The sequence below is a fragment of the Lysobacter enzymogenes genome, assembly GCF_017355525.1.
GTDB lineage: Bacteria > Pseudomonadota > Gammaproteobacteria > Xanthomonadales > Xanthomonadaceae > Lysobacter > Lysobacter enzymogenes_C.
The window spans coordinates 3896168-3909691 of record NZ_CP067395.1 but is presented as its reverse complement, the minus strand read 5'-3'; the positions used below and the strand labels follow the sequence as shown (position 1 = coordinate 3909691).

The window sequence follows — 13524 nt, the reverse complement described above, 5'->3', positions numbered from 1 at the left end:
CCCTGCCGTCACGGACACATTCGCTACACTTCCCGGCCACTTCGCCGCCGATGGCCGACGCTGCGGTCCGATCCGCCCCCAATCCGATGAGCTTGCCGCACGCCCTGCCGACCGCCCCGCAGGCCGGAGACGATCCGGCGCGGGCAGATCGTTTCCGCCTGGCGATGACGGCGTCGAACATCGGCATGGCCATCGTCTCGCTCGAAGGCGTGTGGCTGGAGGTCAATCCGGCGCTGTGCGCGATGCTGGGTTACCGCGAGGAACAACTGCGCGGCCAGCACTACAGCGACGTCACCCATCCCGACGATCTGGCGATCAGCCACAACCTCGTCGCCGCCCTGGTCAGCGGCGAGCTGGCCTCGGTCGACGAACACAAGCGCTACGTGCACAGCGACGGCTCCGACGTGTGGGTGCAGCTCAACGTCGCGGTGATGCGCGCCGACGACGGCGCGCCGCAGTACTTCATCTCGCACATGCGCGACATCCGCGGCGAACGCGAGGCCGGCATCGCGCTGAGCGCGCGGGTCGCCGAGCACGGCGCCGCGCTCGACGCCTCGCACCGGCAGCTGCAGCTGTTCGCCGACGCGGTCGCCCACGACCTGCGCGCGCCGCTGCGTTCGATCGAAAGCTTCTCCGCGTTGCTGGCCGACCGCGCCGGCGAGCGCCTCAACGAAACCGACCGCGACTACCTGGGCCGGATCCGCGCCGCCGCGAGCCGCATGACCGGGCTGCTGGCGATGCTGACCGAGCTGTCGCACGTGACCCGCGCCGAGATGCGGATCGCGCCGGTCGACCTGAGCCTGCTGGCCGACTGGGTCGGCGCCGAGCTGCAGGACGCCGACCCCGCCCATCGCGGCGAGGTCAGCGTCCAGCCCGGCTTGCAGGTCGAGGGCGACGAGCGCCTGCTCAAGCTCATGCTGACCCAGCTGATGCACAACGCCTGGAAGTTCTCGACCGTGCCGGCCGAGGCGCCGGCCGGGACGCGGGTGCGGATCGAGGTCGCCGGCGAAGTCCGCGCCGGGGTGCTGGCGCTGAGCGTGCGCGACCACGGGAGCGGTTTCGACATGCGCTATGCTCACAAGCTGTTCGAGCCCTTCCAGCGCCTGCACGGGCCGGACCAGGGCGGCGGCCACGGCCTGGGCCTGGCGATCGCGCAACGCGTGGCCGAGCGCCATCGCGGCCAGTTGCGCGCCCACGCCGAGCCCGGCGCGGGCAGCACGTTCACAGTCGAGTTGCCGCTCGTGTCGAGGGGCGAGGAAAACGCTGATGCATAAGGAAATCCTGCTGGTCGAGGACAACCCCGACGACGTCGAGCTGACCCGGCTCGCGTTCGACGAGGCCAAGATCGCCAACAGGCTGGTGGTGATGGGCGACGGCGCCGAGGCGCTGGATTACCTGTTCGCCCGTGGCCGCTACTCCGACCGCGATCCCAACGACCTGCCGTCGATCGTGCTGCTGGACCTCAACCTGCCCAAGGTCGACGGCCGCGAAGTGCTGCAGGCGATCCGCGCCCACGAACCCACCCGGACCCTGCCGGTGGTGGTGCTGACCACCAGCACCGAGCCGTTCGACGTCGAAGCCAGCTATGCGCTCGGGGTCAACAGCTACATCCAGAAGCCGGTGGATTTCGAGCAGTTCGTGTGGGCGGTCAAGCAGGTCGGCTTGTATTGGCTGGTGTTGAACCATCCGCGCAATCCCTGAGCCTGCGCGGCGCGTTTCAAACTCGCGTCGTCGCCCGTAATTCGCGGTCACAGCCGCCACGCCGCGGCCTGCGCCCCCTGTAGGAGCGGCGCAAGCCGCGACCGCGGGCTTTCAATCTCGCGCCGCCGGCTCCGCTGCGCAGCGAACGCCGCTCAGCCCCCGCCGCCGAACAACCGCTCGGCGCGCTGAAACAAGATCCAGCTCGTAGCGATGTACTTGTCCCCACCCTTCGGCCGGTTGCCGCGATGGGTGTGGGTGAACGCGGCCGGCGCGATCAGCAGGTCGCCGGCGCGCGGCGCGATCTTGCGCCGCTGATACAGGAACTCGGTTTCGCCTTCCTCGAAGCCGTCGTTGAGGTAGATCGTCCACAGCACGTGCCGGTGCAGGGTTTCGGCGTGGGCGTCGCGCGGGTACAGCTCGCAATGCCAGTACGGATAACCGCCGCGGCCGTCGGTGTAGCGCTGCAGATTGATCGCGCCGGGACGGAACACGGTCTGGGCGATCGGCGCGAGCTGCTGGTCGTCCATCTGCGCCATGCGCTCGGGGGTCAGGCGGTGGCGCTTGCCGTCGGCGCCCGGCGCTTCCAGCATCAGCGGCGCGATCATCATGTGCGGATAGCGGCGCAGGTACTGCAGCAGGCCGCGGAACACCGCCAGGTTCAGCGCGATCTCGATGTCTTTCCAGCCTTCGCGGCCGGTGATGGTGAGGTCGCGGCTGTCCTTGAGGTCGGGCATCACGCCGCCGCCGACGCGGCCGGGTTCGCTCTCGCGGCTGGCGTCGAAGCGCCGCATCAGCTCGGCGCATTGCGCGCGGTCGAGCGCCTGCGGATAGACCTCGATGAAATCGTCGCCGCCGTTGGCGGCGGCGGGCAGGGCGTCGCGGACGGCGTCGGGTGCGGAAGACATGCAAGGCCACCTGGCGGAACGGATCGGGTAGGACACAAACGCGCCGACGGCGTCGTCGCCCCATCCTCGCATGCGTGGCGAGGTTGCGAAAACGCAACGCGGCCGCGATGCGCGCGCGGCGCGATGCGCGAGCCGCGGCAAAGCCAGGCCCCGCGCGCATGCGCGGCTGCGACAGCGCAAAGCTGAGTGGGGAACCGTCCGCACCGAGGCGCCGGCCGGGCGTTGCCGGCGCGCAACGTTTTGTCGCAGCGGCACCGGACACGCCGCGCTGGACGGCGAAAAACCAGCGCCGGATCAAGCGCTTGCGGAGTTGGCACGGGTTTGGCGTAGGACCCTCTGCCGGCCGCGCCTGCCCCGCGACCGGTGTTTCGAGACCCCCCGTCTCTCGGAGTCCGCCATGTCGTCCCTGCCCGCCCTGCGCGCCGCCACCGTCGGCGCCGTCGCCCTCCACCGCCGCGCGCTGGCGTGCGCCGCGCTGGCCATCGCCGTCGCCGCCGCGCCGGGCGCGCACGCGGCCGAACCCGGCCCCGACCCGAGCGTGATCGTCGCCCGCACGGTGTACCCGCGCATCGCGTATCGCGCGCTGCCGGTGCAGGACAACCCGGTGCGCACCGAGGCGACGACGTTCCCGGGCCGGGTGTTCCACGCCACCCTCGACCGTTCGCTGGCGCCGCTGCTCGACGATGCCGCGCTCGGCCAGCACGGTTCCGGCGGCATCGGCGTGGCCGCGGCCGCCGGCGCGGTGACCGGGTTGCTGGTGCCGTCGGCGGGCGTCGGCGCAGGCAACGCGTTCGGCGGCCCGGCGGCGTCGGCGCCGCTCGGCGCCAGCGCCAGCGTCGGCGGCGCGGTGATCGGCGCCACCGCCGGCCTCGGCGACACGATCAGCGGTGCGGTGATGCAGGCGGCGATGCCGTCCGCCGTCGCGCCGCCGCCGACCGGGAGCGGGCGGTGAACGCGCGCGCGCGCCCGCTGCGGCATGCGCCTTGGTGGCTGATCGGCTGCCTCCTGGCGACCGCGATCGCCGGCGACGGCCGCGCCGAGCCGCCGCTCGACCGCGCCGAGATCGGCGCAGCCGGCCGCGGCCTCGACGGCCGCGCGGCGATCAACCAAGCCGCGGGCCAGGGCAATGCGCAGGCCAATCAGGCCGCGCTGGCGCTGACCCCGGACGGCATCGCGCTCGCCGCCGCCAACGCGCATCAGCAAGCCGAACGTCCCGACCCCGCCGCCGCCGCGCGTAACGCGCAGGCGCGCATCGGCGCCGGCGCGTTCGCCGACGCCAGCGGCCTGCTGCAACTCAACCAAAGCGCCGGCGCCGGCAATGCCCAGCTCAACCAGTTCGCGCTGGCGCGCGGCGGCGCCGCCGCGCTCGACGACGCGGCCCTGGCGCAGATCGCCGGCCCGCCGTCCGCGCCGCTGGAGAACCGGCGCGCGCCGAGCCTGCGCGACGCCGCCATCGCCGACGACGCCTTCCGCGGCGGCCAGGGCGTGCTGCAACTCAACCAGACGGCGGGGGCCGGCAACGCGTCGGTCAACGCCATCGTGCTCCGACTGCCGGGGAGCGCTCCATAACAACCACAACGGCGGAATGCAGTCGCGACACCCACCACCCTTCAGGAGAGAGACCATGAAAGCGCAACTGACCCTGCTCGCCCTCGCCCTGGCCGTCGCCGCGCCTGCTTACGCCGAAGGCGACGACGCCCGCATCCACAGCGACACCTCGATCAGCAACCGCATCCACGTCGGCGGCCGCGTCGCGGTCAAGGGCAAGATCCGGGTCGCGTCCGAATCGGCCGCGACCGTGGACCAGGACCAGAACACCCTGGCCAACACCTCGCTCGGCGACGGCGACCACGACGCCCACATGGGCGGCAGCGCGATGTCGAACGCCCAGGGCAATATGGGCGCCAACGTCGCCGCCGGCGTCGGCAACGCGCAGAGCAACGACACCGCGCTGTCGGCGGTCGACGGCGAGAAGGTGTTCGCCTCGGCGATGGTGTTCAACGACCAGAAGGCCGGCTTCAACTACGCCTATTCGAGCCAGCAGGACACCTACTACAGCGCCACGCTCGACGGCAGCGCGCTGTCGAACGCCAAGGGCAACATCGGCGTCAACGTCGGCGCCGGCGTCGGCAATGCGCAGAGCAACGGCATGGCCGCCTCGGTCAACAGCTCCGGCACGATCGCCAAGGCCGCTTCCGACAGCGAGCAGCACAGCTGGCTCAACGAACTGGCCGCGGCCTGCGACCTGGACACCTTCGCCACCCTCGGCGGCAGCGCGCTGTCGGGCGCGCAGGGCAACATCGGCGCCAACGTCGCCGCCGGCGTCGGCAACCTGCAGCACAACGGCCTGTCGATCGCCACCGCTTCGTGCGGCAGCTGCCAATGACGCGCGCGCGGCCGCGGCGTCGCGCCGCGGCCGCAGCGCCTGACGGAGAACGAAGATGAAACTCCAACACTGCTTGTTGGCGCTCGCGCTCGCCGCGGTGGCCTTGCCGGCCCTGGCCGAGGGCGACGACGCGCGCATCCACAGCGATACCTACGTCGGCAACCGCATCGACGTATCCGGCCGGGTCAAGGTGCGCGGCCAGGTCCGCGTGGCCTCGCAATCGGCCGCGACCGTGGACCAGGACCAGAGCACCGAAGCCAACGCCTCGCTCGGCGACGGCGACCACAGCGCGCACCTGGGCGATAACGCCTTGTCCAATGCCCAGGGCAACCTCGGCGTCAACGTCGCCGCCGGCGTCGGCAACGCGCAGAGCAACGACACCGCGCTGTCGGCAGTCGACGGCGAAAAAGTCTTCGCCTCGGCGATGACGTTCGGTTCGCAGTCTTCGTACGCCAACTTCGCCACCACCAGCACCGACCAGACTTTCTACCGCGCCACGCTCGACGGCAATGCGCTGTCGAACGCCAAGGGCAACATCGGCGTCAACGTCGCCGCCGGCGTCGGCAACGCGCAAGGCAACGCCATGGCCGCTTCGGTGAACAGCTCCGGCACCTTGGCCCTGGCCAGCGCCGACAGCGAACAGTCGGCGACGTCGAACCTGCTCGACAGCGACGGCCGCCGCATCAGCCTGGACCTGTACGCCTCGCTCGGCGGCAGCGCGCTGTCCGGCGCGCAGGGCAACATCGGCGTCAACGTGGCGTCGGGCGTCGGCAATCTGCAGCACAACGGTCTGGCGATCGCCACCGCGTCGTGCGGCGCCTGCGCGCCGCCGCCGCCGCCGCCGACCTGCACCCATTGCGGCGACTGACCTCCCCCGCCGCACCGCGATGGCCGCGCATCGGCCATCGCGGCCTTCCCGACTTTCTCTCGACCTCGCCGCCATGCACGCCTTGCGCGCTATCGCCGCCACGCTCGCGTTCGCTCTTGCCGCCTGCGGCGCCGCGCGCGCGCAGAACGCAGTCTCGCCCGGCGAGCGCTACAGCCCGATCGACCTGACCCGCCTCACCGGCGCCGGCCCGACCCCGATGGTCAAGCCGATGCGCACCCTGCGCGACCTGCGCTATCGCGAACTGCTGCGCCAGCGCTACGACTTCAGCTGCGGCTCGGCCGCGTTGGCCAGCCTGCTGCATTACGGCTACGGCCTCGACGTCGACGAGCCGGCGCTGATCGAAAAGATGATGGTCGGCGTGGATCCGCGCGAAGTCGTGCGCAACGGGTTTTCGATGCTCGACATGAAGCGTTACGTCGAAAGCATCGGCCTGCGCGCGCACGGCTTCCGCATCGACGCCGACGCGTTGTACCGCCTGCAGATGCCGGTGATCGCGCTGCTCGACATCCGCGGCTATCGCCACTTCGTCGTGGTCAAGGGCGCGGCCGGCGGACGCGTGTTCGTCGCCGATCCGGCGCTGGGCCATCGGGTGATGCCGGAAGCCGAGTTCGTGCGCGGCTGGAACGGCATCGTCCTGGCGGTGGTCGGCGACCGACCGATGCGCGCCGACTCCTATCTGGTCTTCGACCGCAGCTCGCCGGCATTGCAACGCCGCGGCGACGCGCTGCAACGCGCCACCGCCGCGCCGCGCGCGGTCGAGTACACGCTGTCGCTGTCGGACCTGTTCTGAACCGTAATCGAGGTTTTCGTTTCGAGGTGCCCGATGAACCGCCCATCACTCCCCTGTGTCCTGTTCACGGCCCTCGCGGCAGCGGCGGCCGCGGCGCAACCCGCGGCCGCCCTGCCACCCGCGCAGCGCGCGCCGGTGCGCGCGCAGATCGTCGACGACGCCACGTTGGCGACGCTCAGCGGACGCTACTACGACGCGCACATGCTGATCGGCCTGCGCGTGGACCTGATTTCCAGCGTGGCCACGCCGCAGCAAGGCGCGGCTATCGCTACCGGTTCGCTGCTGGTGCTGCGCGACGGCGACGGCTACAGCGTGCGCAGCGACGCGCGCAGCAGCGCGGCGGTCGGCGCCGATGCGCCGCTCGCCCATGCCGATGCCTCGGGCGCCGACGCGGTGCGCGTGCAAGGCATCGGCCAGATCGCGCAGATCGCCGGCGACGGCAACCGGTTGTCGAACCTGGCCTCGATCGATTTCGTCGACCGCGCGCGCGCCGACCTGGACGCGTCCGGCTTCAACGGCCAGACCCACAGCGACAGCGCCGCCGGCGCGCTGCGCGCGCAGGTGACCTTCCTCGACGGCGGCGCGCAGGTCGGCGTGCAGGCGCCGGGCGTGTCGCTGCAACAGCGCCTGGACGGCGGCGGCCTCGGCGGCATCGCCCAGAGCGGGCGCATCGCCGGCGACGGCGTCAGCGCCGGCAACCGCCTGCAATTGCAGATCGTCACCGCGGCGATGACGCCGCAGATGAGCCGCCAGCTCGGCCTGCAGCAGGCGCTCGAAGGCCTGCGCGCGCTGCCGCGCTGACGCCCACCGCACCCAAGGCATGGAGGCACGATCATGCGCATTGCCCTCGCCCCGCTGTCGTTCGCCGTAGCGCTCGCGTTGAGCGCGCCGGCGCATGCCGGCGAAGACGCCGCCGCCGCGGATTTCAAGTCGCTGCATCAACGCATGCTCGACATGAGCAACGAACTGACCGCGCAGCGCGCCGAAATCGAGCGCTTGCGCGACGAAGTCGACCGGCTAGAACTGGCTCAGCACGGACGCGGCCTGAGCGCGCCGCAGGCCGACGCGCCCGATGGCGCGCAGCAAGGCGTGCCGCGCGATGCGCGCGAGCTGGCCGAGGATGCGCGGCGCAAAGCCGGCGACAACAACGCAGCAGTCGCCGACGGATCGGCCAACGCACCGATCCAGGTCGGCCAGGCCCAGCGCGAAGAAGACGCCCAGCGCCGCGAGCAGGAAAAAGCCCTGGTCGTGCGCGAACACGCGCCGCTGTTCGAACGCAAGTTCACCCTCGACGCCGGCTTCAGCTACAGCTACTACGACCGCCGCCAACTCGCGCTCAGCGGATTCCTCGCGCTCGACGCGATCTTCCTCGGCAGCATCAACCTCGACCAGACCAAGGCCAGCGTCGGCACCTTCGAACTCAGCGGCCGCTACGGCCTCAGCGACCGGCTCAGCCTCGAAGCCTCGCTGCCTTACGTCTACCGCGACTCGCGCTTCGTCAGCGGCGGCGCCGGCGGCGCGTCCAGCGTGGTCAGCGAAGTGCGCATGCGCTCGCAGGGCGTCGGCGATGCGAGCGTCGCGGCGTACTACCAGTGGGTCAAGGAATCGCAGCGCTGGCCCGACATCGTCACCAGCCTGCGCGTGCGCGCGCCGACCGGGCGCGATCCGTTCGGGCTCAAGCTGATCCAGCCCGACGGCGACAACAACAACCTCAACATCCCCGAAGACCTACCGACCGGCTCGGGCGTGTGGGCAGCGACGTTCAACGTCTCGGCGCTGCGCACCTACGACCCGGTGATCCTGTTCGGCAACATCGGCTACACCTACAACCAGCCGGCCGATTTCGACGACATCTCGCCGGTGGCCGAACAGGTCTCGCCGGCGCGGGTGGCGCTGGGCAACACCGTGCAGCTCAGCGGCGGCCTGGCGATCGCGCTCAACGACCGCTCGGCGGTCAGCTTCAGCGTCGCCACCGCGGCCACCGGCGCGACCCACATCACCGCGCCGGGTGCAGCGAAGCGGCGCGTCGCCGGCAGCTCCAGCAATTCGACCACGCTCAACATCGGCGCCAGCTACGTGCTGCCCTCGGGCTGGACCTTCAACGGCCAGATCGCCGCGGGGCTGACCCCGGACGCGCCGAATTTCGTGTTTTCGCTGCGCGGTTCGCGTTCGTTCTGAAAGCGCCGCGCGGCATCGCTTGCGGGGAATGGCGTCGCGCTGTGCCCGGGGACGGGGCGGAGGGTTTCCGCCCCGATTTCTTTTAGAGGTTAGCCCATCGATCCTTGATTTCTTCGCATGCGGCAGAAAGATCGTCCATGCGCCGTTTTACTGCTTTCGGCGCGAGGTAGATGGTTCTTGTCGCTATATCGACTACATAGCACCGTGTTGGATTAACGACGGAAGGCGACGAAATCACCGTCTCTAAGTAAGCACGCATAGCCGTCGCGACGTACGCCCCACCTTTTTCGTCCAATGGCTGGCTTTTTGCGAAGTGTAGCTTGATGCATCCGACAACCTCATGGGAGTCCTTATCCAGAAGTAGAGCGTCCGGGCGTATGCTTACGCGAACTCCAGAGAGCTCGAGCGAGTCAGAGGCTGCTTCAGGACTGGCGATCGGAACTAGACTTCCCAGATCAATGTCTCCGCTGAGCTCGACGAATTTTTCGATTGCGTCAGCGCAGTTGAATCGATCTTGTATAGCGAAATCCGTTCCGCTTTGATCTTCTCGCAAAGCTTCGGCGGCATCTAGCGCTACTTCATCATCGATCATTCCAGATGCTATGAAAGTAGTAATTATCTCGCGGGCATCTTTATATCTGGCTGCTTTGAAGGCAGGTTTGTTCTTCTGATCCTTAACAATTTGTCGACGTCTAGATGGCGTCGCAGTCATGTACTCGCCGAGCTTGTTCACGGATATGCGTGGGCCCATCCTTTGCTCCTGATCCGGTGGCGTTGAAACTTCAAACGATCTCTAGTTCGCCATTCATATTTTCGTCAGTGCCGCGCATGGCGAGCCGCTGCATCAACCGATACAACGTCACCCGCGACACCCCGAGCTCGCGCGCCGATTCGCCGAGCCGCCCGCGGTTGCGCTGCAACGCGCGCTCGATCGCCTCGCGCGTGGCCGCGTCGCGGGCTTCGTCGAGGGTCATCGGCGCGCCGATCGCGGCGTCGCCGATGTGCAGGTCGGCGGCGGTGAGGTAGCGGCCTTCGGCCATGACCACGGCCTGGCGCACGCGGTTGATCAGTTCGCGCACGTTGCCGGGCCAGTCGTGGCGGTGCAGGGCCAGCCGCGCGCACGGCGAGAAGCCCTTGATGCCGCGCGAGGTTTCCTGCGCATAACGCTGCAGGGCGTGGTCGGCGAGCAGGTCGATGTCGCCGCCGCGTTCGCGCAGCGGCGGCTGGCGCAGGCGCAGCACGCACAGGCGGTGGTAGAGGTCGGCGCGGAACTTGCCTTCGGCGACGGCGTGGTCGAGGTCGTGGTGGGTCGCCGAGACGATGCGCACGTCGACCGGGATCGGCTCGTGGCCGCCGAGGCGTTCGATCGTGCCCTGTTGCAGGAAGCGCAGCAGCGAGGCCTGGCTGTCCAGCGGCAGGTCGCCGATCTCGTCGAGGAACAAGGTGCCGCCGTGGGCCATTTCGATCCGGCCGAGCTTGCGCTGCTGCGCGCCGGTGAACGCGCCGCGCTCAAAGCCGAACAGTTCCGACTGCACCAGGTTGTGCGGGATCGCGCCGCAGTTGATCGCCACGAACGGCTGGCGCGCGCGGTGCGAGTGGCGGTGCACCGCCATCGCCGCGAGTTCCTTGCCGGTGCCGGTTTCGCCGGCGATGAACACCGGCGCGTCGGTGCCGGCGGCCTTGTGCAGGCCGCGGCACAGCGCGCGGATCGGTTCGCTCTCGCCGATCATGCCGTCCAGGCCGGCGTCGCCGAGCGCGCCGTGGCCGTCGGCGCCGCAGGCCAGCGCGGCCATGCCGTAGGCGTGGCCGATCACCGTATGCAGCACCGCTTCCGGGCACGGCAGGGTGACGTAGTCGTAGCAGTAGTCGCGGATCAGCCGGCGGGTCGGCTCGTGTTCGAGCTGGGCGGCGGCGACGCCGGCGATCCAGCCGGCGTTGTGCGCGGCCAGGGCCGGGCCGAGGTCGTCGAGGTCGCGCGCTTCGAAGCCTTCGCGCAGATCGATCAGCACTGCGTGCGGCAGGCGCGGGCTGGATTGCAGCTGGCGCAGCGCGGCGCGCGCGTCGTGGGCGCGGCGCAGGGTCCAGCCCAGGTTCTGCAACGGGGCCAGCGCGTGCATGCGGCCGGCGCCGCCGGGGCTGAGGTAGAGCAGTTCGCGCGCGCCGTCGCCGCGCGCGGCGGCGGCCCTGACCGGCGCCGCGACGGCGTGACGGTACGCCAGATCGCTGCGGATCCCGTTGGCCATGAGTTCGATCCCCGCGCGCGCAAAACTGCGCAATTGATTCCAGTTCTTACTCCAACGCAGTGACCAGCGGAAGCCGGCCACCGACGGCCGGTCGGGTCGGCGCGGTGCGTTTTAGCGGCTGGGCACGGCGGGGCGCGCGCAAGACGCCAGATGTTGGGGTGCGCGGGCGCGGCGTGCGCATTGGATCGTGGCAAGCGACACCGCGCGCGCGTCGTCGCGGATGCCGGAAAATCCGGCGCGCGCGGCCGGATCGCCGCGAATCGCGGTTGCCGCGCGGCGACGTTGCGGTTCGCCGCCGCGCGATGCGGCCGATGCTGCAGGCCGGGTCGGGCTTATCGGCCGCTTACGGCTGCTCGGAATCGAACTCGCGGTGATAGCGCACCGCCGCCTCGACTTCGCTCTTGCTGCCGAGGAACACCGGCACCCGCTGATGCAGCCCGGTCGGCGCCACTTCCAGCATGCGCTGGCGGCCGGTACTGGCCGCGCCGCCGGCCTGCTCGACCAGCAGCGCCATCGGGTTGGCTTCGTACATCAGCCGCAGCTTGCCGCCCTTGTCGGCGCACTTGGCGTCGAGCGGGTAGCTGAAGATGCCGCCGCGGGTCAGGATGCGGTGCACGTCGGCGACCATCGAGGCGACCCAGCGCATGTTGAAGTCCTTGCCGCGCGGGCCTTGCTTGCCGGCGAGCAGGTCGCCGACGTAGCGCTGCATCGGCGGCTGCCAATGGCGCTGGTTGGACATGTTGACCGCGAATTCCTGGGTGTCTTCGGGAATGCGCATGTTGCGGGTGGTCAGCACGAAGCTGCCGACTTCGCGGTCGAGGGTGAAGGCGTGGGTGCCGTTGCCGATGGTCAGCACCAGCATGGTGCTGGGGCCGTAGGTGGTGTAGCCGGCGCAGACCTGTTCGGTGCCGGCCTGCAGGAAGTCCTTGTCCTGCGCCTGGGTCACGCCTTCGGGCGCGCGCAGCACCGAGAAGATGGTGCCGACGGAAATGTTGACGTCGATGTTCGACGAGCCGTCGAGGGGATCGAACAGCAGCAGGTAGTTGCCGCGCGGGTAGACGTCGGGGATCGGGTGCGAGGTGTCCATCTCCTCCGAGGCCAGGCCGGCGAGGTGGCCGCCCCAGGCGTTGGCTTCGAGCAGGATCTCGTTGCTGAGCACGTCGAGCTTCTTCTGCGCTTCGCCTTGGATATTGCCGGTGCCGGCATCGCCGAGCACGCCGCCGAGGGCGCCCTTGCCGACCGCGATGGAAATCGTCTTGCAGGCGCGCGCGACCACTTCGATCAGCAGGCGCAGGTCGGCGTTGATGCGGCCGGCGCGCTGTTCTTCGATCAGGTAACGGGTCAGGGAGATGGCGGAGCTGGGCGTGAGAACGGCGGACATGGGCTCGGACGCTGGCGGCGAGGGGGCGCCATTGTCGCCGAAGTCGGCGACGCGCCGTCGTGCGCAGGCCCCGGCCCGTTCAGTTTTCGCCGGGCGCGGGCTCGGCCGGGCGCAGGTCGACGAAGTCGAAGACCACGTTGTAGCTGTGGTCGAAACGGGCCAGCCAGGTGCCGGCGTCCGGATGCGGCGCGGCGACCCGGATCCAGCACAGCTGCCCGGGCGCGGGCGCGACTTCGAAGTAGTCGCAGGCGATGCGGGCGCCGTCGTCCACGCGCAGGAAGTCGACCGCGGTGTGCAGGATCCAGCGGCCGCGCGGGCCGTCGCGGCGCACCATCACCGCCCGTTCGATCGTCGCGGCAGCCGCGCGCGCGCTCACTGGCGCACGTCCGGCGGCGTGCGCGCCGCCGCGTCGCCGGCGCGCACCTGCAGCGAATCGACTTCGCGGCGCAGATGGCGCTCGGTCACGCCGAAGGCATGGGCGATCTCGCGCTGGTCGCAGCCGGCGCGCAGCGCGGCGCGGATCGCGACCCGGCGCAGGGCCACGAACACGCCCCAGGCCGAGGGAATCTCGATCGTGCCGGCGGCGCTGGCGCGGTCGAGCAGGCGCCGGTGCGCGGCCGCGTCCAGTTCCAGGCCCAGGCGCGCGGCGCAGGCGTTGCGGCCGCGCGGCAGGTAGACGCGGCGGCCGCCGTGGCGGTGCGCCAGCCGCAGCATCGCGGCGAAGCCGCAGGACTGGGCGACTTCGGCCGCGACCCACGGCAGCGCCGCCAGCGCGTCGATCCGGTGGGTGTCGCAGAACGCGCTGAGGGTTTCGAAATCGTCGCTGTCGGGCGCCGGCAGGCCGGCGAAACAGGGCGGGGCCGCGGACGCGGCGGTCGGGATCGGCGAGGCGTGCAGGTTCATGCCCCGGATGAACGCGCCGGCGCCGGCGACGTGAAGCGCGCCGGCGCGCGGTTGCGGGGTTTGTGCGCTGCGTCGGCGCCGCGCGCCTGCGGACCGCGCCCGCAATGGCGGCGCCGCGCGCCGCCGGCTAGGTTCGCCGCGCGGCAAT

At 70.5% G+C, this 13524-nt stretch carries 15 protein-coding genes; 9 read left to right on the top strand and 6 right to left on the bottom strand.

Annotation, left to right across the window (positions count from 1 at the left end; genetic code table 11):
* Positions 1 to 86: 86 nt before the first annotated feature.
* Together JHW38_RS16435 and JHW38_RS16430 are read left to right on the top strand one after the other, a co-directional pair.
* Positions 87 to 1274: a sensor histidine kinase gene (locus JHW38_RS16435; protein ID WP_207522405.1), complete on the top strand. Its 1188-nt coding sequence runs from the start codon at positions 87 to 89 to the stop codon at positions 1272 to 1274.
* Positions 1267 to 1701 carry a response regulator gene (locus JHW38_RS16430; protein WP_031374300.1) on the top strand — a complete coding sequence of 145 codons (435 nt, stop codon included), beginning with the start codon at positions 1267 to 1269 and terminating at the stop codon, positions 1699 to 1701. The genes JHW38_RS16435 and JHW38_RS16430 overlap by 8 nt, the downstream gene beginning before the upstream one ends.
* 152 nt (positions 1702 to 1853) lie before the next feature.
* Here the strand turns inward: JHW38_RS16430 and JHW38_RS16425 are convergent, their stop codons facing one another.
* Complete coding sequence (locus JHW38_RS16425; protein WP_207522404.1) at positions 1854 to 2606, bottom strand: 2OG-Fe(II) oxygenase; 753 nt, start codon at positions 2604 to 2606, stop codon at positions 1854 to 1856.
* A 397-nt stretch (positions 2607 to 3003) separates the two neighbouring features.
* On the opposite strand from JHW38_RS16425, the gene JHW38_RS16420 reads away from it, so the two are divergent.
* The 7 genes from JHW38_RS16420 (at position 3004) to JHW38_RS16390 (ending at position 8849) form a co-directional block, all read left to right on the top strand.
* A complete protein-coding gene (locus JHW38_RS16420; RefSeq protein ID WP_207522403.1) occupies positions 3004 to 3558 on the top strand; it encodes a hypothetical protein in 555 nt (184 codons plus the stop codon).
* Positions 3555 to 4175, top strand: a complete 621-nt coding sequence (locus JHW38_RS16415) for a hypothetical protein (protein ID WP_207522402.1) — start codon at positions 3555 to 3557, stop codon at positions 4173 to 4175. Before JHW38_RS16420 ends, JHW38_RS16415 begins: the two co-directional genes overlap by 4 nt.
* Positions 4176 to 4230: 55 nt before the next feature.
* Complete coding sequence (locus JHW38_RS16410) at positions 4231 to 4992, top strand: hypothetical protein (protein WP_207522401.1); 762 nt, start codon at positions 4231 to 4233, stop codon at positions 4990 to 4992.
* Positions 4993 to 5047: 55 nt separating this feature from the next.
* Positions 5048 to 5860 (top strand): hypothetical protein, encoded by an 813-nt coding sequence (locus JHW38_RS16405; RefSeq protein ID WP_207522400.1) that lies wholly within the window; start codon positions 5048 to 5050, stop codon positions 5858 to 5860.
* A gap of 73 nt (positions 5861 to 5933) precedes the next feature.
* On the top strand, positions 5934 to 6671 hold the full coding sequence (locus JHW38_RS16400) for a C39 family peptidase (RefSeq protein ID WP_207522399.1): 738 nt from the start codon (positions 5934 to 5936) through the stop codon (positions 6669 to 6671).
* 135 nt (positions 6672 to 6806) lie between these two features.
* A complete protein-coding gene (locus JHW38_RS16395) occupies positions 6807 to 7472 on the top strand; it encodes a hypothetical protein (RefSeq protein ID WP_207522398.1) in 666 nt (221 codons plus the stop codon).
* Between the two features lie 33 nt (positions 7473 to 7505).
* Positions 7506 to 8849 (top strand): transporter, encoded by a 1344-nt coding sequence (locus JHW38_RS16390; protein WP_207522397.1) that lies wholly within the window; start codon positions 7506 to 7508, stop codon positions 8847 to 8849.
* Between the two features lie 82 nt (positions 8850 to 8931).
* On the opposite strand, the gene JHW38_RS16385 is transcribed toward JHW38_RS16390, so the two are convergent.
* From JHW38_RS16385 to JHW38_RS16365, 5 genes are all read right to left on the bottom strand, one after another.
* Positions 8932 to 9582, bottom strand: coding sequence for a hypothetical protein (locus JHW38_RS16385; protein WP_207522396.1), 651 nt, complete (start codon positions 9580 to 9582; stop codon positions 8932 to 8934).
* Positions 9583 to 9631: 49 nt separating this feature from the next.
* Positions 9632 to 11092 (bottom strand): sigma-54 dependent transcriptional regulator, encoded by a 1461-nt coding sequence (locus JHW38_RS16380; protein WP_207522395.1) that lies wholly within the window; start codon positions 11090 to 11092, stop codon positions 9632 to 9634.
* Between the two features lie 343 nt (positions 11093 to 11435).
* Positions 11436 to 12473, bottom strand: coding sequence for a class 1 fructose-bisphosphatase (locus JHW38_RS16375; protein WP_207522394.1), 1038 nt, complete (start codon positions 12471 to 12473; stop codon positions 11436 to 11438).
* Positions 12474 to 12552: 79 nt separating this feature from the next.
* Positions 12553 to 12849 carry a hypothetical protein gene (locus JHW38_RS16370; protein WP_207522393.1) on the bottom strand — a complete coding sequence of 99 codons (297 nt, stop codon included), beginning with the start codon at positions 12847 to 12849 and terminating at the stop codon, positions 12553 to 12555.
* A complete protein-coding gene (locus JHW38_RS16365; RefSeq protein WP_207522392.1) occupies positions 12846 to 13376 on the bottom strand; it encodes a hypothetical protein in 531 nt (176 codons plus the stop codon). Before JHW38_RS16365 ends, JHW38_RS16370 begins: the two co-directional genes overlap by 4 nt.
* Positions 13377 to 13524 lie beyond the last annotated feature (148 nt).